21 protein-coding genes are annotated in these 23,071 nt (G+C 61.1%); 12 read left to right on the top strand and 9 right to left on the bottom strand.

All coding sequences use genetic code 11. From position 1 onward, the window contains the following. Positions 1 to 2: 2 nt before the first annotated feature. Both ABVQ20_RS07870 and ABVQ20_RS07865 read left to right on the top strand, forming a co-directional pair. Positions 3 to 794, top strand: coding sequence for an ATP12 family chaperone protein (locus ABVQ20_RS07870; RefSeq protein ID WP_354458977.1), 792 nt, complete (start codon positions 3 to 5; stop codon positions 792 to 794). A 196-nt stretch (positions 795 to 990) separates the two neighbouring features. Beyond that, positions 991 to 2,880: an MFS transporter gene (locus ABVQ20_RS07865; RefSeq protein ID WP_354458976.1), complete on the top strand. Its 1,890-nt coding sequence runs from the start codon at positions 991 to 993 to the stop codon at positions 2,878 to 2,880. Positions 2,881 to 2,960: 80 nt separating this feature from the next. On the opposite strand, the gene ABVQ20_RS07860 is transcribed toward ABVQ20_RS07865, so the two are convergent. Then, on the bottom strand, positions 2,961 to 3,152 hold the full coding sequence (locus ABVQ20_RS07860; RefSeq protein WP_354458975.1) for a DUF2735 domain-containing protein: 192 nt from the start codon (positions 3,150 to 3,152) through the stop codon (positions 2,961 to 2,963). Positions 3,153 to 3,464: 312 nt separating this feature from the next. Between ABVQ20_RS07860 and ABVQ20_RS07855 the strand changes: the two genes are divergently transcribed. Continuing rightward, the gene (locus ABVQ20_RS07855; RefSeq protein WP_354458974.1) at positions 3,465 to 4,505 is read left to right on the top strand and encodes a glutamine synthetase beta-grasp domain-containing protein; all 1,041 of its coding nucleotides are present in this window, start codon (positions 3,465 to 3,467) and stop codon (positions 4,503 to 4,505) included. A gap of 128 nt (positions 4,506 to 4,633) precedes the next feature. On the opposite strand, the gene ABVQ20_RS07850 is transcribed toward ABVQ20_RS07855, so the two are convergent. Together ABVQ20_RS07850 and ABVQ20_RS07845 are read right to left on the bottom strand one after the other, a co-directional pair. After that, on the bottom strand, positions 4,634 to 5,800 hold the full coding sequence (locus ABVQ20_RS07850) for a DmpA family aminopeptidase (RefSeq protein WP_354458973.1): 1,167 nt from the start codon (positions 5,798 to 5,800) through the stop codon (positions 4,634 to 4,636). Between the two features lie 29 nt (positions 5,801 to 5,829). After that, a complete protein-coding gene (locus tag ABVQ20_RS07845; RefSeq protein WP_354458972.1) occupies positions 5,830 to 6,432 on the bottom strand; it encodes a TetR/AcrR family transcriptional regulator in 603 nt (200 codons plus the stop codon). A gap of 146 nt (positions 6,433 to 6,578) precedes the next feature. Here ABVQ20_RS07845 and ABVQ20_RS07840 point away from each other — a divergent pair, with 146 nt between their 5' ends. Both ABVQ20_RS07840 and ABVQ20_RS07835 read left to right on the top strand, forming a co-directional pair. Next, complete coding sequence (locus ABVQ20_RS07840) at positions 6,579 to 8,003, top strand: APC family permease (protein WP_354458971.1); 1,425 nt, start codon at positions 6,579 to 6,581, stop codon at positions 8,001 to 8,003. A gap of 386 nt (positions 8,004 to 8,389) precedes the next feature. Continuing rightward, on the top strand, positions 8,390 to 8,650 hold the full coding sequence (locus tag ABVQ20_RS07835; RefSeq protein ID WP_354458970.1) for a hypothetical protein: 261 nt from the start codon (positions 8,390 to 8,392) through the stop codon (positions 8,648 to 8,650). Positions 8,651 to 8,653: 3 nt separating this feature from the next. Here ABVQ20_RS07835 and glnA read toward each other — a convergent pair whose 3' ends face one another. Together glnA and ABVQ20_RS07825 are read right to left on the bottom strand one after the other, a co-directional pair. Then, a complete protein-coding gene (gene glnA / locus ABVQ20_RS07830; RefSeq protein WP_354458969.1) occupies positions 8,654 to 10,063 on the bottom strand; it encodes a type I glutamate--ammonia ligase in 1,410 nt (469 codons plus the stop codon). Positions 10,064 to 10,116: 53 nt separating this feature from the next. After that, positions 10,117 to 10,455, bottom strand: a complete 339-nt coding sequence (locus tag ABVQ20_RS07825; protein WP_006205430.1) for a P-II family nitrogen regulator — start codon at positions 10,453 to 10,455, stop codon at positions 10,117 to 10,119. Between the two features lie 357 nt (positions 10,456 to 10,812). On the opposite strand from ABVQ20_RS07825, the gene ABVQ20_RS07820 reads away from it, so the two are divergent. Continuing rightward, the gene (locus ABVQ20_RS07820) at positions 10,813 to 12,339 is read left to right on the top strand and encodes an NAD(P)H-hydrate dehydratase (protein WP_354458968.1); all 1,527 of its coding nucleotides are present in this window, start codon (positions 10,813 to 10,815) and stop codon (positions 12,337 to 12,339) included. 58 nt (positions 12,340 to 12,397) lie between these two features. Here the strand turns inward: ABVQ20_RS07820 and waaF are convergent, their stop codons facing one another. Then, positions 12,398 to 13,417: a lipopolysaccharide heptosyltransferase II gene (waaF, locus tag ABVQ20_RS07815; protein WP_354458967.1), complete on the bottom strand. Its 1,020-nt coding sequence runs from the start codon at positions 13,415 to 13,417 to the stop codon at positions 12,398 to 12,400. Positions 13,418 to 13,480: 63 nt separating this feature from the next. Continuing rightward, positions 13,481 to 15,013, bottom strand: coding sequence for an acyl-CoA carboxylase subunit beta (locus tag ABVQ20_RS07810; RefSeq protein WP_354458966.1), 1,533 nt, complete (start codon positions 15,011 to 15,013; stop codon positions 13,481 to 13,483). A gap of 413 nt (positions 15,014 to 15,426) precedes the next feature. Here ABVQ20_RS07810 and ABVQ20_RS07805 point away from each other — a divergent pair, with 413 nt between their 5' ends. After that, positions 15,427 to 16,830: a DEAD/DEAH box helicase gene (locus ABVQ20_RS07805; RefSeq protein WP_354458965.1), complete on the top strand. Its 1,404-nt coding sequence runs from the start codon at positions 15,427 to 15,429 to the stop codon at positions 16,828 to 16,830. Positions 16,831 to 16,954: 124 nt separating this feature from the next. On the opposite strand, the gene ABVQ20_RS07800 is transcribed toward ABVQ20_RS07805, so the two are convergent. Then, entirely contained in the window at positions 16,955 to 17,929 is a 975-nt protein-coding gene (locus tag ABVQ20_RS07800; RefSeq protein WP_354458964.1) for an alpha/beta hydrolase, read from the bottom strand. A 100-nt stretch (positions 17,930 to 18,029) separates the two neighbouring features. Then, a complete protein-coding gene (locus tag ABVQ20_RS07795; protein WP_354458963.1) occupies positions 18,030 to 18,851 on the bottom strand; it encodes an SDR family oxidoreductase in 822 nt (273 codons plus the stop codon). A gap of 237 nt (positions 18,852 to 19,088) precedes the next feature. On the opposite strand from ABVQ20_RS07795, the gene ABVQ20_RS07790 reads away from it, so the two are divergent. The 5 genes from ABVQ20_RS07790 to ABVQ20_RS07770 all read left to right on the top strand — a co-directional run bounded on the left by ABVQ20_RS07790 (position 19,089) and on the right by ABVQ20_RS07770 (position 23,037). Then, the gene (locus ABVQ20_RS07790; protein WP_354458962.1) at positions 19,089 to 20,123 is read left to right on the top strand and encodes a cysteine synthase A; all 1,035 of its coding nucleotides are present in this window, start codon (positions 19,089 to 19,091) and stop codon (positions 20,121 to 20,123) included. Beyond that, positions 20,123 to 20,866 (top strand): alanyl-tRNA editing protein, encoded by a 744-nt coding sequence (locus ABVQ20_RS07785; RefSeq protein WP_354458961.1) that lies wholly within the window; start codon positions 20,123 to 20,125, stop codon positions 20,864 to 20,866. The genes ABVQ20_RS07790 and ABVQ20_RS07785 overlap by 1 nt, the downstream gene beginning before the upstream one ends. A gap of 94 nt (positions 20,867 to 20,960) precedes the next feature. Further along, positions 20,961 to 21,812 carry a 3-mercaptopyruvate sulfurtransferase gene (sseA, locus tag ABVQ20_RS07780; protein WP_354458960.1) on the top strand — a complete coding sequence of 284 codons (852 nt, stop codon included), beginning with the start codon at positions 20,961 to 20,963 and terminating at the stop codon, positions 21,810 to 21,812. A 5-nt stretch (positions 21,813 to 21,817) separates the two neighbouring features. Next, on the top strand, positions 21,818 to 22,381 hold the full coding sequence (locus ABVQ20_RS07775; RefSeq protein WP_354458959.1) for a GNAT family N-acetyltransferase: 564 nt from the start codon (positions 21,818 to 21,820) through the stop codon (positions 22,379 to 22,381). Positions 22,382 to 22,479: 98 nt separating this feature from the next. Then, positions 22,480 to 23,037 carry an OmpA family protein gene (locus ABVQ20_RS07770; RefSeq protein WP_354458958.1) on the top strand — a complete coding sequence of 186 codons (558 nt, stop codon included), beginning with the start codon at positions 22,480 to 22,482 and terminating at the stop codon, positions 23,035 to 23,037. Positions 23,038 to 23,071 lie beyond the last annotated feature (34 nt).

Here is a 23,071-nt window from a genome sequence, read left to right as displayed (position 1 = left end):
CCATGCGTGATATCCTCACCGATCTTGAAGCAGGCAAATATCTTTCCGATCCGGATCCCGTGCGTCGTGCCCAGATCCAGATGAAGACGCCGCTGCCGAAGCGTTTTTACAAGACCGTCTCGGTCGCGCCCGCGGAAGATGCCTTTGCGGTGCATCTCGATGGCAAGCCGGTGCGCACGCCCGGCAAGGCACTGCTGGCGCTGCCGACCGAGGCGGCAGCAAAGCTCGTCGCCGATGAATTCAATGCACAAGGCGAGGTCATCAATCCGGTGACGATGCCGGTGATGCGTCTCGTCAATACCGCCATCGATGGCGTCGCCAGCGACCCCCAGGCGGTGCTGGAGGACATCCTGCGCTTTGCTTCGTCCGACCTGCTTTGCTACCGTGCCGACGCTCCGCAAGGGCTGGTCGATCGGCAAAACCAGCATTGGGACCCGATCATCGACTGGGCGCGCGCAACGCTTGGCGCTCGCTTCAACCTTGCCGAAGGCATCATTCATGTCGAGCAACCGCGCGAGAGCATTGCCGTGCTGGGCGTTCACCTTGCCCAGCGTGCCGATCCTCTGCGGCTGGCCGCCATCCATGTCATGACCTCGCTGACCGGTTCGGCGCTGCTGGGGCTGGCGGTCGATTTCGGCGAACTCGACATGGACGCAGCCTGGGCCGCCGGCCATGTCGACGAGGATTGGCAGATCGAGCAATGGGGCCAGGATGCGGAGGCTGTCGCGCGTCGCTCCGCACGCAAGCGCGACATGATGGCTGCCGTGAGTTTGCTTGAGGCGCTCAAAGGTTGAGCGTTCTGTCGCTGGCTTTTCCTCATACCGCACTGCACATTATACCAAAGTCATAATCCCAAAGGCGCTCTGCCGCCGGGGGATGCTTTCTGTCATTTTTTCCGTGATGGCACCGCTTTGAGTCCGCGTTCGGAGGAGAACACGGACATTGGCGTGCAGCATCGAGGACAGACGGGATCTCACGGGAGGAAAACTCATGGCAATGGCATCGGCCGCCGGCGGAGCAAGTCGCGGCATGACGCGGGAGGAGAAGAAGGTCATCTTCGCTTCCTCGCTTGGTACGGTCTTCGAATGGTACGATTTTTATCTTTATGGCTCGCTTGCGGCCTTCATTGGTTCGGCCTTCTTCAGCCCAACCATTCCGGAAGCGACACGCAATATCTTCGCGTTGCTGGCTTTCGCCGCCGGCTTCCTGGTGCGCCCGTTCGGCGCGCTGCTGTTCGGTCGCATCGGTGATCTTGTCGGCCGCAAATATACCTTCCTCGTCACCATGACGATCATGGGTCTGTCGACCTTCCTGGTCGGCCTGCTGCCAGGTTATGCGAGCTTGGGCATTGCCGCACCGGTGATCCTGATCGTGCTGCGCATGCTGCAGGGCCTGGCGCTTGGCGGTGAGTATGGTGGTGCCGCGACTTATGTCGCCGAGCACGCGCCCGACGATCGCCGGGGCTTCTATACGTCGTGGATACAGACGACCGCGACGCTCGGCCTGTTCCTGTCGCTGATCGTCATCCTGATCGTGCAGGGCTCGCTCAGCAAGGAAACCTACGCAGCCTGGGGTTGGCGTATTCCTTTCATCGTCTCCTTCCTGCTGCTCGCCGTTTCGATCTGGATTCGACTGTCTCTCTCCGAGTCTCCGACCTTCCAGAAGATGAAGGACGAAGGGAAGGGCTCCAAGGCGCCGCTGTCGGAAGCCTTCGGCCAGTGGAAGAATGCCAAGATCGCGATCCTGGCGCTGCTGGGCCTCACCGCCGGCCAGGCCGTGGTCTGGTACAATGGCCAGTTCTACGCGCTGTTCTTCCTGCAGAACGTGCTGAAGGTTGACGCGCAGTCGGTCAACATCATGATCGCCATCGCGCTGGCTATCGGCTCGATCTTCTTCGTCGTGTTCGGCTGGCTCTCCGACAAGATCGGCCGCAAGCCCATCATCATGGCTGGTCTCGCCTTGGCGATCGTCTGCACCTTCCCGCTGTTCAAGGCGTTGACCTGGGCCGCCAATCCGGCGCTCGCGAAGGCCCAGCTGAACACGCGGGCGACGGTGACGGCAGCACCTGGCGACTGCAGGTTCCAGTTCAATCCAGTGGGCACCGCCAAATTCACGACGTCCTGTGACATCGCGACCTCGTTCCTGACCAAGAACTCGGTGCCCTATGATGTGGTGTCGACGGCCGCGGCCGGAACGGCTGCATCGGTCAAGATCGGCAATGAGACAGTGAATTCCTACGATGCCACCGCGGCTGGCGATCAGGCAAAAGCGAAGGACGCCGCCTTCGTCAAGGCCGTGAATATGTCCCTGCAGGATGGCGGGTATCCACTGAAGCGTGCCGCGATCAAGATCCCGGATCAAAAGCTTGACGCGTTTGTCGCAGCCAATCCGGAGTTGAAGCTCGATGCCGCCGCCATCCGTGCCGGCGAAAAGGCAACGGTTCCGGTCGACCAGGCGATCACCGACAAGCTGCTGACCAAGGATGAGGCAGCCGGGGCGCCGGAGATCACCGTCTACAACATACCCGGTGGCGGCGCTTTCGCGATGTTTGCCGACCCGGCGGCGGTCAACTGGCCGATGACGATCGGCATCCTGTTCATCCTGGTCCTGTTCGTGACCATGGTCTACGGCCCGATCGCCGCGATCCTGGTCGAGATGTTCCCGACCCGCATCCGCTACACCGGCATGTCATTGCCCTATCACATCGGCAATGGCTGGTTCGGCGGATTGCTGCCGGCCACCGTGTTCGCGCTCAGCGCTTACAGGGGCGATATCTACTATGGTCTCTGGTACCCGGTGATCATAGCGGCGATGTCGCTCATCATCGGCATGATCTTCGTCAAGGACACGCTGGGAACCGACCTCAATACCAAGCAGTAGGCGAGGGTTTCCTGCTCAAACAAAAGCCCGGCGCGAGCGATCGCGCCGGGCTTTTCGATGCCGGAAGTCTCCTGACGAGTTCAGCTCTTGCGCGGGTTTTCTTCCTCGACTGCAGCCTCGTGGTACCAGCCGTCAAAATCGGCGTGTGTATTGCGCAACGAAGCAAGCTCTGCCGCGAATTTGGCCTTTGCGCCTAAATTTGAGGCAGGCTTCCGTGCTGCCAGGGGGAACGGCAGGATTTTGGCTGTTGGCCGGGGTGCGATGACTTCCATGATCAATATCCCTCCTTTTCAAGAGCCTGTCGATTCATCTCTCCATCAAGATAGGTTCTGCGATTCCTTTAGGCAATATGCCTATGAAAAGATCAGCATTTGCCTACTGTTTGTGCAGAAATCTACCTCTGATTGATCCAGGCGCATCGATGGGGCGGGTCGGCAAATTCAGGGCTTTTCCGCGACCATTTTGCCGCACCCGCCAGCGGAAGAGTGGCACACGATTTGCTTTTTTTAAGATCGGCAGGTCGGCTCGGCCCGACCATGCGTTGATGCCGCCCACTTGCGGTGTCCAAGCAACGAGAGGCTAGAATGACGAAATACAAGCTCGAGTACATTTGGCTCGATGGTTACACCCCGGTCCCCAACCTTCGCGGCAAGACGCAGGTCAAGGAATTCGCCGAGTTCCCGACGCTCGAACAGCTGCCGCTGTGGGGCTTCGATGGCTCCTCCACCATGCAGGCAGAGGGCCGCAGTTCCGATTGCGTGCTGAAGCCGGTTGCGCTTTATCCCGATCCGGCCCGCACCAACGGCATTCTCGTCATGTGCGAGGTCATGATGCCTGACGGCGTCACGCCTCATGAATCCAACAGCCGCGCGACAATTCTCGACGACGAGGGCGCCTGGTTCGGCTTCGAGCAGGAGTATTTCTTCTACAAGGACGGCCGTCCGCTCGGCTTCCCGGAGAGCGGCTATCCCGCGCCGCAGGGCCCGTACTACACCGGCGTCGGCTACAAGAACGTTGGTGATGTCGCGCGCCAGATCGTCGAAGAGCATCTCGACCTCTGCCTCGCCGCTGGCATCAACCATGAAGGCATCAACGCCGAGGTGGCCAAGGGTCAGTGGGAATTCCAGATTTTCGGCAAGGGCTCCAAGAAAGCCGCCGACCAGATCTGGATGGCGCGCTACCTGCTTCTGCGTCTGACCGAGAAACATGGCATCGACATCGAATTCCATTGCAAGCCGCTCGGCGATACCGATTGGAACGGTTCGGGCATGCACTGCAACTTCTCGACCAAGTTCATGCGCGAAGTCGGCGGCAAGGCCTATTTCGAGGCGTTGATGGCGCAGTTCGACAAGAACCTGATGGACCACATCGCGGTCTACGGTCCGGACAATGACAAGCGCCTCACCGGCAAGCACGAAACCGCACCGTGGAACAAGTTCAGCTACGGCGTCGCCGACCGTGGCGCGTCGATCCGCGTGCCCCACTCCTTCGTCAAGAACGATTACAAGGGCTATCTGGAAGACCGCCGTCCGAATTCGCAGGGCGACCCCTACCAGATCGCCTCTCAGGTCCTGAAGACGATTTCGGAGGTTTCGACCGACGCGTCGGTTTCGGTCGCCGCCTGATCCTTTTGCCGGCGAAGACCGCAAGGTCTTCGCCGTGGCCAGAGAACCCAGTAACGAAAAAAGCCCTGGCGTCGCAACGCCAGGGCTTTTTTCGTAATGCCAATGAAATGTGGTTATGCCTGCCGCATTCAGCCGGTGATGGCGCCACGGGCCTTCAGTGCCGACACGACCTTTGCATGGGGCAGGGCGGGACTCCGGTTGCCGTCACGGCCGACCATGTCGCTGTTGGCAATGAGTGCGTTGAGGACGGCCTCCTCGGTCGCTTGCACGACGGCGGCGTAGAAATCGTCCATCCGCCCCCACGGGATGAAATCCATGTGGCCGTAGCTTTCCTCGGTGGCCGGCCCTTGGGGAAAGCGGCCGTTGAGTGCATCGGGGTTGGCGGTCGAGAAGGCGAGAAAGATATCGCCGGAAAAATGCGAGCCACTGGTGCCGGTTCGCGCCAGGCCGAGTGGTACGCGTCGGGCCAGGGCCTTGCATTGGCCCGGCAGTAGCGGTGCATCGGTGGCGATGACGCCGATGCAGGAACCGACGCCCGTCGGCCCGCCCCTGAAATAGGCCTCCATCGGATTGTCGCCGGCCAATTCGTCTCCAAGCGGTACGCCGGCGATGCTGAGTTCATGGCGCGAGCCGAAATTGGCCTGCAGGAATACGCCAACCGTGTAGCTGCGGTGGCCGTAGTCGACGATCCGTGAAGCCGTACCTGAGCCGCCCTTGAAGGCATAGCAGTTCATTCCGGTACCGCCGCCGACCGAACCTTCGTCGATGGCGCCGCTCGCCGCCGCATCGATCGCGGCCATGGCATGATCGACCGTGACATGCGAGCCGTTGATGTCGTTGAGATAGCCGTCCCAGGTCTCGGCCACCACCGGCAGCAGCCACTGGTTTGCGATATCGGGCTTGTGGCGCGCCACCCAGTCGATGACGCCACGGTGGCAGGGGCCTACGGCATGGGTGTTGGTGATCAGGATGGGCAGGCTGAGACTTCCGGCCTCCTCGATCCACGATGCGCCGGTCATCTCGCCATTGCCGTTGAAGGAATGATAGCCGGTGGCGCAGGCGACACCGACGCCGTCGTGGCCGAGCGGCAGGATTGCGGTTACGCCAGTGCGTACCGGTCCGTCACCGAGGTTGAGCTTGCCGTCGCCTTCGATGATCGTCGAATAGCCGACCAGTACGCCTTCGACGTCGGTGATGGCATTGGCTGGTCCTGGCGTGCCCTGCAGGGCGATGCCGAGCGCCCGGGCCCGTGGTTTGCCGGTGGGTGTCGTGTTGACGGTCGCCCGCAGATTCATATTCAGTTCACTCCATTGATGTGATGGCTTCAGCGCAGGCTGCAGCCTGTCGCCAGTTCGGCGTAGCTGGTCAGGATCGCCAGTGCCGAGGGTTGATCGACCGCCGGCACCACGTTGACGAGATGCAGTCCCAGCCCGTCCTCGAGCACAACCAGGCTGCGCGCGATCGTCTCGCTGCTTGCGTGCAGTTTGAAGATACCGGTGGCCGCGCCCGCTTCGAGGATCCCGACATAGATCGACACCTGCCGCTCGAACAGCGTGATGTGGCGGGCCGCGTAGCTTGCGTCCGACCGTGAATAGGCGCCGAGTTCGAGCAGGAGGCGGCAGAGCTGGTCGTCCGCGTCGGTCGGCAGCCCGTTCTCGATCATCGTCTTCAATCGTGACCGTGGATCGGCGATCGCGGCGACTGAGGCCGCGCGTATCGTGCAGAACCGCTCGACAGCCTTCCTCTGCACATCGTCCAGCAGGTCCTTCAAGCCGGGATAATAATAGAGCAGGGCGCTCGAGCTCATCCCTGCCTCGTTGGCGACGTCGCGCAGCGTGACGTCGGCGAGCCCACGCTTTGCGATTATCGATTCGGCGGCCGCGACCAAGGTCAGGCGGCGGTCGGTTTGTGTTTTGGGTCTGCCCATTTCGGTTTCCTGAATTCAATTCAGTTTAAAACTGACACACGAAAATTTGCAAGCACGTATAAACCATATTCGTTGACGATTTCAGATCATGCCGATAGGTTCCACTGTGGAGGATAATTTTCATCATGTTAAAAAAGGGGAGGACTATGTCTACAAATGAAGCCACAACCGCGTCCGCGGACAAGGCCGCAACCAGCGCCAAGGGGCTCGACCGAGCCCTCAATGCGCTTGGCACGCTCATGATCGTGCTGTCGGCGGTGACGCCGGCATCCTCGGTGTTCATCATCGTTCCCGGGGTCATCGCGCTGGCCGGCACGGGATCATTCCTCAGTTTCGTCATTGCCGCCGTCATCGGGCTGTTCATGGCCTTCGTCTATGCTGAACTGTCGTCGGCCTATCCCATGGCCGGCGGCGAATACACCATGATCGGCCGCACGCTTGGCCGCTTCTGGGGATTTGTCACGCTGGTCCTGGTGTTCGTTTCGATCGTGCTGATCGTTGCGGTCATCGCGCTTGGCGTCGGCACCTATCTCGGCGTCCTCATTCCCAATCTCAGCCCGCAACTGGTCGGTGTCGTGACGATCGCGCTCGCCGGCACGGTCGCGGCAATGCGCATCAAGCTCAACGCCTTCGTCACCGGCATCTTCCTCGGCATCGAAATGCTGGCGCTGCTGATCCTGATGTGGCTGGGCTTCACCCATATCGAACGGCCGCTCTCCAGCCTGTTCACGGCGCCGCAACTGCTCGATCCCACCACCAATGCCCTGGTTCCGGCATCGGCAGGTATTGTGATGGCCGCGACCGCCGTCGCGCTGTTCGCTTACAATGGTTATGGCGCCGCCGCCTATTTCGGCGAAGAGACGCAGGACGCCAAACACAATATCGGCAAGGTCGTGCTGTGGGCGCTGGTCATCACCGTTGCCGCCGAACTCATCCCGCTGACGGCGGTGCTGCTGGGATCGCCGGATCTCGTTGCCTTGCTCGCCGCGCCGCAAAAGATCGAGTACTTCCTCGAGGCGCGTGGCGGTCACGCGCTGACGGTGCTGATCAGCCTCGCCATCGCGGTTGCCATCTTCAATGCGGTGATCGCCATCATCCTGCAGGCGGCCCGGCTGCTGTTCAGCTCCGGCCGCGACAAGACCTGGTTCGGTCCCATCAACGCCGCGGTTGCCTCGGTTCACGGCAGCTACGCCTCGCCATGGATCGCGACCATCGTCGTATCGATACTGGCTGCCGTCGCCTGCTTCATCGACATCAACCTGCTGCTGGTCGTCAGCGGCACGTCGCTGGTGGTGATCTATGCCTTGCTGTGCGTGGCGGTCTTCGTTGGCCGCCGCAGTGGCACCACCGATGGCGGGCACTATCGCATGCCGCTGTTCCCGATTCCGGCCGTCCTCGCCTTCCTGGCGCTGATCTACGTCGCCTACCAGAACTATCTCGACGTTGCCTTCGGCCGTCCGAGCCTGATTGCAACAGGCCTGATCATGGTCGTGGCTGCCGTCTACTATCTGCTGGTGCTGGCCAGGCGAAAGGACTGGAACCTGCACGGCCCCGACGAACTTGCCGGATAGGACTCAGTCCCTCCTTGGGTCTGTCCGAGCAGGAACCCCGGCTAGCGCCGGGGTTTCTTTTTGGGCTGTGGCTGGCCAAACAGCCATCCGGAAAACATACCCAGAAAAAGTCAGGTTGATCGAGCGGGTGCATACTCGGTCGATACGCGGCTCGCCTCGTCGCCACTATCGATGGCACGTTGCATGAAAAGCCCGCAAATCCGCCTGTTTGCGGCCTCTTGTGACGGTGTGGCCCGCGCAACAGCCTGTTTTCGCGCCGAAATCGACGTCCGAACGTCACAGCCGGCCGCGTTGACAGATCTCAGTGCGGCGTGCGTATTCGCAGGGCTTGGGGTTATGCCATTGCGATGTTGTCGAAACGGGGCGGGGGCTTCGTTGACGATCGCATGGCGCGGGCGCCGGACGAGCGGACACTGCAGCCTGAGGCAGTGCGCCGCTCGCTCTTGGCTTGTTTTTCATGGTCGAACGCTTCCCGCCTGGCCGTCGCCAGTGCCCAGTTCGAACCTCTGCGAAAGCTCAAAAAACAGACAGACAGAGACGATGCGCTGGATGCCGAATGGCAACAAAAGCGCCGGATGCCGGATGGCAACAAAAAGCCCTTGAAAGGCTCAAAGAAAAACCTCTCAAGGGCTCTGATATCAGCCTGACGCTCAGACCGAGTAGTACATGTCGTATTCGACCGGATGCGGGGTCATTTCGAAGCGCATCACTTCGGCCATCTTGAGCTCGATATAGCTGTCGATCTGGTCGTCGTCGAACACGCCGCCGGCCTTCAGGAAGCCGCGATCCTTGTCGAGGCTCTGCAGCGCTTCGCGCAGCGAACCGCAGACGGTCGGGATCTTCTTGAGCTCCTTCGGCGGCAGGTCATAGAGATCCTTGTCCATCGGCTGTCCCGGATGGATCTTGTTCTTGATACCGTCGAGACCGGCCATCAGAAGCGCTGCGAAGCCCAGATACGGGTTAGCGCCCGGATCGGGGAAGCGGACCTCGACGCGCTTGGCCTTCGGCGACGACCCGAACGGAATACGGCAGGAGGCCGAGCGGTTGCGCGCCGAATAAGCCAGCAGCACCGGCGCTTCATATCCCGGCACCAGGCGCTTGTAGGAGTTGGTCAACGGGTTGGTGAAGGCGTTGATCGCCTTGGCGTGCTTGATGATACCGCCGATATAGAACAAGCAGCTTTCCGACAGGCCGGCATATTCATTGCCCGCGAAGGTCGGCTTGCCGTTCTTCCAGATCGACATGTGGACGTGCATGCCCGAGCCATTGTCGCCGAAGATCGGCTTCGGCATGAAAGTAGCCGTCTTGCCATAGGCATTGGCGACCTGGTGCACGACGTATTTGTAGATCAGCATCTTGTCGGCGTTGCGCACCAGCGCGTCGAACTTGATGCCAAGTTCGTGCTGGGCGGCAGCCACTTCGTGGTGGTGCTTTTCGACACGCACGCCCATTTCGGCAAGCACGGTCAGCATCTCCGAGCGCATGTCCTGGGCGCTGTCGATCGGCGGCACCGGGAAATAACCGCCCTTGATGCGCGGACGGTGACCGAGGTTGCCGGTCTCGTAGTCGGTGTCGTCGTTGGACGGCAGCTCGGTGGAGTCGAGCCTGAAGCCGGTGTTGTAGGGATCGGCCTTGTACTTGACGTCGTCGAACACGAAGAACTCGGCTTCCGGACCGACATAGATGGTGTCGCCGATGCCTTCGGCCTTCATGTAGGCTTCGGCCTTCTTGGCGGTGCCGCGCGGATCGCGGTTGTAGGATTCGCCCGAGACCGGATCGAGGATGTCGCACAGGATGACCATGGTCGACTGGGCGAAGAACGGGTCCATATGAACGGTGTCGGTGTCGGGCATCAGCACCATGTCGGACTCGTTGATGGCCTTCCAGCCGGCGATCGACGAGCCGTCGAACATGACGCCATCGGCGAACATGTCTTCCTCGACCTCGATGACATCCATCGTCACGTGCTGCAGTTTGCCCTTCGGGTCGGTGAAGCGCAGGTCAACGAACTTAACGTCGTTGTCCTTGATCTGCTTCATGATGTCTTTGGCTGTCGTCATGTCATTTTTCCCTGTGTGATGACGCTTGTAGAGTTGATCTGAAATCAGAAACGTCAGACGGCGTCCATCCCCGTTTCGCCGGTGCGGATGCGCACGACTTCCTCGATGTTGGAGACGAAGATCTTGCCGTCGCCGATGCGGCCGGTTTGTGCCGCCTTGCGGATGGCTTCGATCGCGCCCTCGACCGCGTCATCGCCGAGCACAACCTCGATTTTCACCTTGGGCAGGAAATCGACGACATATTCGGCGCCGCGGTAAAGTTCGGTATGACCCTTCTGGCGGCCAAAGCCCTTGGCCTCGGTAACCGTGATGCCTTGCAGTCCGGCCTCCTGAAGCGCTTCCTTCACTTCGTCCAGCTTGAATGGCTTGATGATCGCTTCGATCTTTTTCATGTAAAAAGTGGCCTCCACTGCCAAAAACGGGTTGTGAATACCCCGCTTGCGCCTGCTTCAAGCACGAACTGTGCCAAATTCAACCTATTCCGACCGGTATCACATGATTTCACGGCCATACCATACCGGGCTGCACATTCGCGTCATTCATTGCATGGGATGCAGCATGCGCACTCGAAACCTATACATTGCCCGCGCGCTCATTCGCACAATTATTAGGCAAACTGCGCGCCGGATGGGCAGTTGTGCCGCCGTCTTGTCGTTACGAACGATGCGTTTGCACGCTGTGCCATCTCTTCATCGTTTGCGTCGGATTGAAAACTGGACAATGCTCGATTGGAGTGCGGACGGCAATCCATGAGCAACGAACTTCTATCTCCGGCAGAGATGACCGAGGCTGACCGGTTGGCGATCGCTGCCGGCCCATATGACGGCATCAGCCTGATGCGCAACGCTGGCGCCGCGGTCGCCGGTGTCGTGCTGGAACGCTATCCGGCGGCGACTCGCGTCCACGTGCTCTGCGGCCCAGGCAACAATGGCGGCGATGGCTATGTCGTGGCCCGTATTCTTGCGAAGAGCGGCGTCGATACGAGGATATGGGCAACCGGCGCGCCGAAGCCGGGAAGCGACGCGGCGGTCGCTGCAGCCGAATGTTTGATCGAAGCGCTTCCATTGGCGCAATTCCACGCAGAGGCCGGCTCGATCGTGGTCGACGCGCTTTATGGAGCAGGGCTGTCCAAGCCATTGTCGGGCGATGCCGCCAGGGCTGTCGGTGTGGCTGCCGCTCTTAATCTGCCCGTCGTCGCCGTCGATCTACCCTCGGGCCTCTCAGGCGAAAACGGTGACAGTCTCGGCACGGCATTTCGCGCCGAGGTCACCGTGACCTTCGTGCGCAAGAAACCCGGTCATCTGCTGTTGCCGGGACGTGAACTCTGTGGCGAGGTCGTGCTCGCTGATATCGGCATAACCAATGACGTCATTGCGAGCTTGGACGTGCGGACCTTCGAGAACAGGCCGGCCTTGTGGCGGCGTGATTTTCCGGTTCCGGCGGTCGATGCGCATAAATACAAACGCGGCCATGCCGGCGTCTTTTCCGGCGGGCCGTCGGCGACAGGTGCGGCGCGGCTGTCGGCGCTTGCCGCTGTAAGAAGCGGGGCAGGGGCTGTAACCGTATTGTCGCCAGCAAACGCCATGCAAGTGAACGCCGCACACCTGACCTCGGTCATGCTGCGCAAGGCCGACAATGTCGCGGATGTCAGCGAATTCATCAGCGAACGCCGGCCATCGGCCTTCGTTCTCGGCCCAGGTTTCGGCGTCGGTGAAAAGGCGCGCGACCTTGTCCTCGCCATATTGGACAGCAGCCAGCCGCAAGGCGCTCGAATCGACGGGCTGGTGCTCGACGCTGATGGCATCACTTCCTTCCGTGAATCACCGGACGTATTGTTCAACGCCGCTCATCAACCGAATGCGCCGGCCTTGGTAATGACACCACATGAGGGCGAGTTCGGCCGGCTGTTTCCCGATATCGCCGGGGATAGAAGCCTGTCCAAACTGGCCAAGGCACGCGCCGCTGCCCACCGCGCCAACGCCGTGGTCGTCTACAAGGGCGCTGATACGGTAATCGCGGCGCCGGATGGTCTGGCGGCGATCAATTCCAATGGCGCGCCTTGGCTTGCTACAGCCGGTTCCGGGGATGTGTTGTCCGGCATAATTGCAGGACTGCTGGCACAAGGGATGCCCCCCTTCCTAGTCGCCTGTGCGGGAGTGTGGCTGCACGCGGAGGCCGGCAGCCGGTTCGGGCCGGGTTTGATCGCTGAAGACCTGCCGCTGGCGCTACTACCAGTGCTTCGCTCGCTTTTGGAAGCGCAAAAGGTCGGCAACTGAGCCGCCCCAGATCTACTGGCTATTGCTCGCGCGGGTCGGACATGCATGCACACTGCGATCAGCCGCTTTGCGAGCGGTAGCGGTCTACGTAAAGGCGCATCATAGTATCGAGCACTTGGTCCACACTGACCCCGAGCGCGCCTCCTATCCGACCGGGTGTTGAAATAGGCGGCTCAACCAACCGGACATCGTGATTTACTGGTCCACCCTCATAGGAGCAATTGGACCGGAAGATAAGTACGCAGGGAACGCCGAGGGCGCCTGCCGCATGAGCAGGTCCACCGTCTACGCCTACGAACATGGTCGAAGCAGCGATCTGACACATGGCGTCGGTCAGGGTAGAGTGGTAGTTAATTGCCTCCGGGACAGCGGCCCTAATTTGATCGGTGGCCTCGCGCTCACGCTTAGCGCCAATGATCCAGATCGACCAGCCACGTCGAGAATAGTCCTTGGCGACGGATATGAAGCGATCGATTGGCCAGGCGCGGCGGTCATCGGGGGCGGATGGATAAAGTGCAAGTGACGGCCTTGTCAGGTCCAGGCCGCATCGACCGCGCCAATCTTCCATTTGTTCCGGTAGAATCACAAGCTTCGGGGCCGGCCAGCCCTCGACAGGAGGTGTTTCCTTGGCCAGCGTGGCGATGTCGCAGACCTGGTCGTAAAGGCGCAGACGCTCTTTCCCGAGGCTCAGAAGCTGTTGCCACCAGTCGGCCGGGAAGCGGTTGACTAGGCCGAACTGAAACTCTCTTGGATAACCGACGCGTTCGGGTATTCCCGCCATCCATGGCGCCAGGCTTGCCTTTGTCGCGCTGGTCAGGAGATAAGCGGTCCCATACTTCTGCTCTCGAAGTTGGCGCGCCAGCCGATAGCGGTCGGCAAGGGACTTCAATATCGGTTTCTTGTCCAGCACCCAAGCCTTACGCACATTTGGCATCATTTCCGCCAACGGAGCCGCGATGGATGATGTGACGACATCGATCGGGCGATCGGGAAACTGCCGTGCGATAATTCGGACGGCTGAGTGACTGCGGATGAAATCGCCGATCGCCGGAAAGCTGACTACAAGGATAGGGTCCAATACGCGATACCTCTAAATCGAAATGCTTTGGCGGCGAATGAGCCGCATATCCCTCCAACGGTTCTAAAGCGGGATGTTGTCGTGCTTCTTCCAGGGATTCTGCATGTCCTTGTTGCGCAGCATTCTCAGCGCACGGGCGACGCGGCGGCGGGTCGAGTGCGGCATGATCACCTCGTCGATGTAGCCGCGCTCGGCGGCGACGAAGGGCGACAGGAACCTATCCTCGTAAGTCTTTGTATGCGCCGCGATTTTCTCCGCGTCGCCGATATCCTTGCGGTAGATGATTTCGACGGCGCCCCTGGCGCCCATGACCGCGATCTGCGCCGTCGGCCAGGCGTAGTTCATGTCGCCGCGCAGATGCTTTGACGCCATCACGTCGTAAGCACCGCCATAGGCCTTGCGGGTGATGACCGTGATCTTCGGCACCGTTGCTTCGGCATAGGCGAACAGGAGCTTAGCGCCATGCTTGATCAGCCCGCCATATTCCTGCGCGGTGCCGGGCAGGAAGCCGGGGACATCGACGAAGGTGACGATCGGAATTGAAAAACAGTCGCAGAAGCGCACGAAGCGCGCCGCCTTACGGCTGGCATCCGAATCGAGAACGCCGGCCAGCACCATCGGCTGGTTGGCGACGAAGCCGACGGTGCGGCCTTCGACGCGGCCGAATCCGGTGACGATGTTCTTGGCGAAGTTCTGCTGGATCTCGAAGAAATCGCCCTCATCGGCGGTTTTGAGGATCAGCTCCTTGATGTCGTAGGGCTTGTTGGCGTTGTCGGGGATCAGCCGGTCGAGCGACAGGTCGTGATCGGTGGCCGACTGGTAGCATTCGATCTCGGGAATTTCTGATGTGTTGGAAGCCGGAAGCAGGTCGATCAGCCGGCGCATCTGCAGCAGCGCCTCGACGTCATTGTCATAAGCACCGTCAGCGATCGAGGATTTCGTCGTGTGGACCGAGGCGCCGCCAAGGCTTTCCGCTGTCACCGTTTCGTTGGTGACGGTCTTCACCACGTCCGGTCCGGTGACGAACATGTAGGAGGTGTCGCGCACCATGAAGATGAAGTCGGTCATCGCCGGCGAATAGACGTCGCCGCCGGCGCATGGGCCCATGATGACCGAAATCTGCGGAATGACGCCGGAGGCGAGAACATTCCGCTGAAAGATCTCGGCATAGCCGCCGAGCGCCGCCACGCCTTCCTGGATGCGCGCGCCGCCGGCATCGTAAAGGCCGATGATCGGCGCGCGGTTGCGCAGCGCCATCTCCTGCACCTTGATCACTTTTTCTGCATGGGCCTCGGACAACGAACCGCCGAAAACGGTGAAATCCTTGGCGAACAGGTAGACCGGGCGGCCGTTGATCGTGCCCCAGCCGGTGACGACGCCGTCGCCGGCGATCTTCGTTTTCTCCATGCCGAAATCCGTCGACCGGTGCTCGACATACATGTCGAACTCCTCGAACGATCCCTCGTCGAGAAAGACGTCGATGCGTTCGCGGGCTGTCAGCTTGCCTTTCTTGTGCTGGGCGTCGATGCGGGGCTGGCCGCCGCCGGCGCGTGCCATATCGCGGCGGCGCTCAAGTTCCTTCAGCACGTCCTTCATCGATCGGTCCCCAGGATGGAAAAGCTGCATTTCGTGGTAATGATGCCTGCAGGGGAGCGCAAGCGTCGCTTTTGATCCGCTTTTGTTGCGCTGCAGCATGGCGCCACTTGCATTTCGCGGCGAACTGGGCCATATGCGGCGTTATAGGCGCTTGGGCCGGGACTATCCGGCCTTCTCGACGAATGAGACTGGTTGCGTCTGTTTTCCCTCTTTCCGGTATATCGGCCCCTCTTTCCGGTACATCACAAAGTGGCGAAAAAGCCCCGTGGCATGATGCCTGCGGGCACGACAGCGCAGCCGCGCGGACGATATCGTCCGCCGCCTTGTCGTTCCATGACAATGTATTCGACGGCAGGTTGCGCCCTGCCGCCATTGATGTTTGCGGCCATGAGCCGCGTGAAAGAAGAAGAATTTTGACCAACGAAAACACAGCGGAACTGAACGGTTTCGCCGCACTTGGAATTACGGGCGCGCTGCTCAAGGCCACCCATGCCGCCGGCTTCAGCGAGCCGAAACCGATTCAGACGCAGGCTATCCCGCCGCAGCTGGAAGGCCGTGACATTTTCGGTATCGCCCAGACTGGCTCCGGCAAGACGGCGGCCTTCGCGCTGCCGATACTGTCGAAGATCATTGCTCTCGGCACCAAGCGCCGGCCGAAGACGGCCCGTGCGCTGATCCTGGCTCCCACCCGCGAACTCGCCGTGCAGATCGAGGACACCATCAAGATCCTCGCCAAGGGCCAGCACGTCTCGACCGCGCTTGTGCTGGGCGGTGTCTCGCGCTTCAGCCAGGTCAAGAAGGTTGCACCCGGCGTCGACATCCTGATTGCCACGCCTGGTCGGTTGACCGACCTGGTGCGCGAGGGCGACCTCGTGCTCGCCGACACCAAATGGCTGGTGCTGGACGAAGGCGACCGTATGCTCGACATGGGCTTCATCAACGACGTCAAGCGCATCGCGAAGGCGACCGCGCCTGACCGCCAGACGGCGCTGTTCTCTGCCACCATGCCGGACGAGATCGCTGAGCTGGCCAAGGGCCTGCTGAAGAACCCGGTTCGTATCGAAGTTTCGCCGCAAAGCACCGCCGCCGTCGAGATCGTGCAGGGCGTTGTCTTCGCCCGCACCAAGCAGAAGCGCCAGGTGCTGTCGACGATGCTCGCCGACGAAGCAATGAAGTCCGTCATCATCTTCTCGCGCACCAAGCACGGCGCCGACAGGGTGACCAAGGACCTCGAGCGCGACGGCTTCAAGGCTGCCGTCATCCATGGCAACAAGTCGCAGAATGCCCGTCAGAAGGCGCTCAACGATTTCCGCGAGGGCTCGGTGCGAATTCTGGTCGCAACCGACATCGCGGCGCGCGGCATCGACGTGCCCGGCATCAGCCATGTCGTGAATTTCGACCTGCCCGACGAAGCGGAAAGCTATGTCCACCGCATCGGCCGTACCGGCCGTAACGGCATGGACGGCATTGCCATCACGCTTTGCGATCCCTCGGAAAACAGCAAGCTGCGCCAGGTCGAGCGCATCATCCGCACCAAGCTGCCGATCGTTGCCGACCATCTCGGCAGCCCCGATCCGCAGCGCAATCCGGCTGAGAAGAACGAGCGCTTCGAGCCCGCCAATGATCGCAACGGCAATGGTCGCCGCGATGGTAGGCGGCCGGGCGGCGAGAACAAGGGCAACGGCTTCGGCAAGAAGCGCTTTGGCGACAAGCCGGCCTTCGCAGGCGAGCGCAAGCCGGAAGGCGCCAAGCCGCCTTTCAAAGGCAACAACAAGCGCCGCTTCGGCGGCAAGCGGCCCGCGGCACGGGCTGCCTAACAATCATCCCAGTCGGAACAGGCCCATTGGCCTGACCCGGCTGGCGGTGACTTAAAGCAAGGGCGGCTGAAGCAGTGCTTCAACCGCCCTTTTTATGTCCAGAGCGCGCGCCCGTTGGCGCTGACTATTTGGCGACAGCCTCGATCCACACGGCGATTCGTTGCGCAAGGAAAGCCGTGGTCGATGGCGACAGCGCGTCGCCGGCAAGGACGTGGTTGTCGGGATCGCCGCTGCTCTCGATGGGAACCAGCTCATGTGGACCGCCCCAGCGCCCGGCAATCTCGCGCGTGCGGTCGTGCCGCACCACCTTGTCCAGATCAGAGAAAATGAACAAAGCCGGGATGGTCGCCTTCTCCACCGGAGCGGCATAGGCAAGTTCGGTCAGTGCGGCCATCGGCAGCGTGGCAGTGATCGGATATTTGGTGGTCCAGAATTTCTCGTGCAGCGCATTGCGCGGCACGAAGCTGCGTTCCTTGCCGGCGACAAGTTCGGCGATCTGCTTGCCCCAAGGCATGGTCAGGATCTCCGCGCCGGAAGCCTGGACGCCAAAGTTCGGCGAAATGAATGCGATCGCCGCCACCCCGGCCGAAGCGCCGGGCTGGGTTGCTGCCCACGCCGCCAGCGAGCCGCCGGTCGAAGTGCTGATGACAATCACCTTGTCGCCGATCGCCCGGCCGATGGCGAGCGCTTCCTCGTAGTCATTGATCCAGGCATTGACGCTGCCATCAGCCATCGCCGCGCCGTCCTCGCCATGACCGGTGAGGCGGGTATAGAAAAGATTGGCGTCGAGTTGTTCTGCCACTTCATCCGGTAGCGGGCGGATTTCGCCTTTCGATGCCGAAAAGCCGTGGATATAGACGAGCGACAGCGGCGTCTTGGCATGGACCATCGGATCCGCCCAGACGATCTCCTTTTCCAGCCCGTCGCGTATGCCGGGCACCGTGGCCTCTTTCTTCGCCACATAGCCCTGAGGATCGTCACCGATCGTCGAGGGATCGAAACGGATCGTGGTATCGACCGCAACGCGCGGGCCAAGCACGAGGGCCAGCGCAAGGACGGCGACAAGGCCCAGCACAGCTAGCACGATCCGTCGCCCCATCAGTGACTCCACGCAACAATTCCAAACCTATGGCCGGCTTTGCAAACAGGCAACGGGCAGCTTGTCGGCAAAACGACCGCCAGTTCCTTTGTGAGAAGGCTTATTTGCTCGGCGGCTTGCGATCGAAATTCAACGGCCGCGCTTGCCAATGCGTCGTCGTGTTGATGAACCATCGACAAAACGGCCTTGGCAGCAGGCTGAGGAATTTGAGCCCCCAGCTCAATCTGCGTGGGAAGGTGACCTCGAAGCCGCCGGACTTGATGCCGCGCGCCATGCGGCGCGAGGCGCGGTTGACCGGCATCAGGCCGGGCATCGGCAGCAAGTTCTTTTCGGTCAGGGGCGTGTCGACAAAGCCGGGGTTCATCACCTGGACGCGGATGTTCATCTTGTCGAAATCGTATTTCAGCGACTCGGCCAGTATGTTGATCGCGGCCTTGGTGCCGCCATAGGCGGCCGTGGTCGGCCAGCCGAAATAGGCAGTCACCGAACCAACGAAGACGACGTGGCCGCGTGCCCGGATGCGCATGTATTCAACAAGCGGTACAAGACCATTGATGATGCCGAAATAGTTGACCTCGAAGGATTTTCGAAAATTGGGCACGGTCAGGGCCTCACCTGGCGTCGCCAGGTAGTTTCCGGCATTGAAGACGGCCAGAACGATGGGGCCGAGTTCCTTCTCGATCGCGGCGACCGTCCTTGCCATGCGCGGTTCGTCGGTCACGTCGCAGGGATAGGCCACGACACGGCCAGGCATCTGCGCCGTCTCGACAATGAGCGTGTCGATCGGATCGTCGTCGAGCGCGCTCACCGCGACTGTATAACCTTGGGCCGCAAGATCCTTGGCCAGCGAACGGCCGATCCCGCTACTGCCGCCGGTAATCCAGGCAATGCCGTCCTTGGGATTGGCCCGATAGAGTGTCATGCTACGCCCTGCAAAACTGGTTCGTAGTGCTCTAGCGCATCGTCCCGGGAATCGGAATCGATTTTCCAGTGCTCAATGTATGGAAGCTGTCGGGGCGTACTTTGTGTGTATTCAAATGGACGGATGTCGGTCCAGCGGCAAAGAGGCCTTCGAAATGCGACTGGGCCAGACAAAATCTTGCCTTGAAACCGAAGCTTCGGGTTTCTAGGGTTTCGCCGCACGCATAAAGGAATCCTCATGCCTCGTTCTGTGATCGACGCGATCGGCAATACGCCCCTGATCCGCCTCAACAAAGCCTCGGAAGAAACCGGCTGCGAGATCCTCGGCAAGGCCGAATTCATGAACCCCGGACAGTCCGTCAAGGACCGTGCTGGCCTATTCATCATCCGTGACGCCGAACAGCGCGGTTTGCTCAAGCCCGGCGGCGTTATTGTCGAGGGAACAGCGGGCAACACTGGCATCGGGCTCACGCTCGTCGCCAAGGCGCTCGGCTATCGCACGGTGATCGTCATCCCCGACACGCAGAGCCAGGAGAAGAAGGACACGATCAAGCTGCTCGGCGCCGAACTGATCGAGGTGCCCGCCGTGGCCTACAAGAACCCCAACAACTACGTGAAACTGTCGGGCCGGCTGGCCGAGCAACTGGCGAAGTCGGAACCGAACGGCGCCATCTGGGCCAACCAGTTCGACAATGTCGCCAATCGCGATGGCCATATCCGCACAACGGCGGAGGAGATCTGGAATCAGACCGGCGGCAAGGTCGACGGCTTCGTGTCGGCGGTCGGCTCCGGCGGCACGCTGGCCGGAGTGGCCTTCGGGCTGAAGGCCAAGAGCAAGAATGTGAAGATCGCGCTTGCCGATCCGCTGGGAGCCGCGCTCTACAGCTTCTACACCAGCGGCGAACTGAAATCCGAGGGCAGTTCGATCACCGAGGGCATCGGGCAGGGGCGCATCACCGCGAACCTTGAAGGGTTCACGCCGGACTTCTCCTTCCAGATCCCGGACGAGGACGCGCTGCCGATCGTCTTCGACCTGATCCAGGAGGAAGGCCTGTGTGTCGGCGGCTCCACCGGCATCAACATCGCCGGCGCGATCCGGTTGGCCAGGGAATTAGGCCCCGGGCATACCATCGTGACCATCCTGTGCGACTACGGCACGCGCTACCAGTCGAAGCTGTTCAACCCGGAATTCCTGCGTGAAAAGCACCTGCCGGTGCCAGGCTGGATGGAACAGCGGAGCACCATATCGGTGCCGTTCGAGAAGGTCGCGTGATGGCGTACAGGACGGAAGCGCTGTTTCGCGACGATGCCTATCTGCGGACGGCGGAAGCTAAGGTGGTCGCTGTCAATGAACGCGGCGGCATCATCCTCGATCGGACAATCTTCTACGCGACGTCAGGTGGCCAACCGGGCGACACGGGCCACATCGAGCGCGCCGATGGCAGCCGTATCGCCATTGCCGCGACCATCACCGGAGAGACCAAGGAAGAGATCATCCATGTTCCGGCGCCGGATCAGGCCGTGCCAACCATTGGCGAGCATGTGAAACTCGCCATCGACTGGGAGCGTCGGCATCTTCTGATGCGCATGCACGCGGCCTGCCATTTGCTCACCGTCGTTTGTCCGTTTCCGATCACCGGTGCCTCCGTCGCCGAGGACGACAGCCGGGTCGATTTCGACATTCCGGATGTGGGCTTCACCAAGGAAGACGTAACGGCCAGGTTGATGGAACTGGTGCGGGCCGACCATCCGATCTTTACCCGGCTGATCAGCGACGAGGAACTGGCTGCCAATCCGGGCCTGGTCAAGTCCAAGAATGTCCGGCCGCCGGTCGGTACAGGCAAGATCCGCCTCGTCTGCATCGGCGACAACGCCTCGGTCGACAGCCAGCCTTGTGGCGGTACCCATGTGAAGAGTACCGGCGAGGTCGGCGAGATTCATATCGGCAAGATCGAGAAGAAGGGCCGCGAAAATCGACGCTTCCGCATCCGCTTTGGTCCGATGCCCGCTGCCTAGACCATGATCCCGAAGCATCGAAATCGGTTTCGGAAAAGATCATGGTCAAATGGTAAGATAGGCAAGCATCGCCCAGCCAGTCAGGAGACATAGAATGGCCGAAGACAGTCCTTTCACCGTCGACGCGGACTGGTTGCAGGAGCGTCTGGGCCAACCCGGCCTGGTGATCATCGATGCGTCCTGGTACTTGCCGGCGCAAAAGCGCGACGCACGCGCCGAATATGACGTAGCGCATATCCCCGGGGCCCGTTTCCTCGATCAGGATGCGGTGTCGGACCCGGATTCCGCTTTGCCGCACACGCTGCCGTCGCCGCGGCATTTTTCACAATATGTCGGCTCCATGGGGGTTTCGGCGGACGACACCATCATCATCTATGACGGTCCTGGCTTCTTCTCGGCCCCACGGGCGTGGTGGATGTTTAGGGTGATGGGCGTTTTCCAGACATATATTCTGGACGGTGGCTTTGACGGCTGGAAAGCGGCCGGCCGGCCAGTAACGGCCGAACTGACGAAGATCGCGCCGAGCGTGTTCCATGCCGATTTCGACGCTGGTCGCGTCGCCAGCCTCGCCGAGATGCGCCGCATCGTCGAGACAAAAGAGAGCCAGATCGCCGATGCGAGGGGACCGGGCCGCTTTACCGGCACTGAGCCTGAACCGCGTGCGGGTGTCCGGTCCGGTCATATGCCGGGCGCGCGCAATTTGCCCTATTCGGCGCTTTCGGAAAACGGCAAGTTGTTGCCGAGGGACCGTTTGCGCGAAGTGATCGAAGGAGCCGGCATCGATCTGTCCAAACCCGTCATCACATCGTGTGGTTCGGGCATTACAGCCGCGGCGATCACGCTGGCCCTGGAGACGCTTGGCCATACGCAGAACAGGCTCTATGACGGCTCCTGGACCGAATGGGGCGGGCTCTCCGACACACCCGTGGTCACGGGCAAGGAATGACGGTCATGGAAAACGGAACGCCTGATGACATCGACGTCACGGTGACGTTTCTCGAGATGCACGTGCCCCCGGCCTATTCTCCAACCGTACCCTACAATCGGCAGATTGCCCTGCTGAAGACCAAGGACATTCCGCTGCATTTCTATCGATATCTGATGGATCGAGTGGGACGCAAATGGCACTGGGTCAATGTGCTGAGGCTGAGCGACGATGAGCTTTCAGCCGGTATCCATCGCGAGGACCGCGACATCAGGGTGCTCTATCTCGATGGCGCGCCGGCCGGCTTCTTCGATCTCAAGCCACACCTGCCGCAGGAGGTGGAACTCGCATATTTCGGCATGATGGAGCATGCGACCGGACAGGGGATCGGCCGTTGGTTCCTTGGATCGGCTATCGCCGCCGCCTGGTCTTATGGGCCGAAGCGGGTGACGGTCCAGACCTGCACGCTCGATCATCCCGCGGCATTGCCGCTCTACCAGAAGCTCGGCTTTACGCCGGTAGCGCAAAAGAAGGAGGTGGTGCATCCACTGCCTTTCCTCGAGCGCTCGGCGAGCGTCATGCGACCGTGATTATCGCGCGAAGCTGAACCACCTGTTCATCCCCGCTTCAGACTGTTTTTGGCATGTAGCCGGCATCAACGATTGGTGATGCCGAAGGAGACAAAGACATGCTGACCCGCCGTACACTTGCCGCCGCGCTGATCGCAGCGATTGCCATGCCGAGCCTTGCCGCCGCGCAGGCCACCACGCCTTCGGCCGCGACGATCGAACGTAAGCTGGAGGCCGCCCCGCGCGTCAAACTGCGGCCCGACGAGCGCGTCACCATCCGCGAATTCAAGCGGCGGCCGGATCTGCGGCGCATGGCCCGTTCGATCGACATTCAGTCGATCAATTTCGCCTTCGGTTCCGCGGCCATTTCGCCGTCGCAATACGGCAAGATCGAGAACATCGCCGACGCACTCCAGCGCATCCTGCGCCGCGACCCCCGTGCCCGCGTGCTGATAGAAGGCCACACCGACGCTGTCGGTTCGTTCCAGTCGAACCAGATCCTGTCCGAGCAGCGTGCCGCCTCGCTCAAGCGCACTCTTGTGAGAGAATTCGGTGTGCCCGCCTATGCACTTGAAACCGTCGGCTATGGGGAAGAGTTCCTGCTTGTGCAGACACAGAACGAGAACTGGCAGAATCGCCGGGTGACGTTGCGCCGCTTCGACGATTTCATCCGATAGTTCGGGGGCCGAACTGAGGGGCTCACGGTTCCTG

The organism is Mesorhizobium shangrilense, assembly GCF_040537815.1.
In the GTDB taxonomy this organism is placed as follows: domain Bacteria; phylum Pseudomonadota; class Alphaproteobacteria; order Rhizobiales; family Rhizobiaceae; genus Mesorhizobium; species Mesorhizobium shangrilense.
This window is presented reverse-complemented; position numbering and strand designations above follow the sequence as displayed.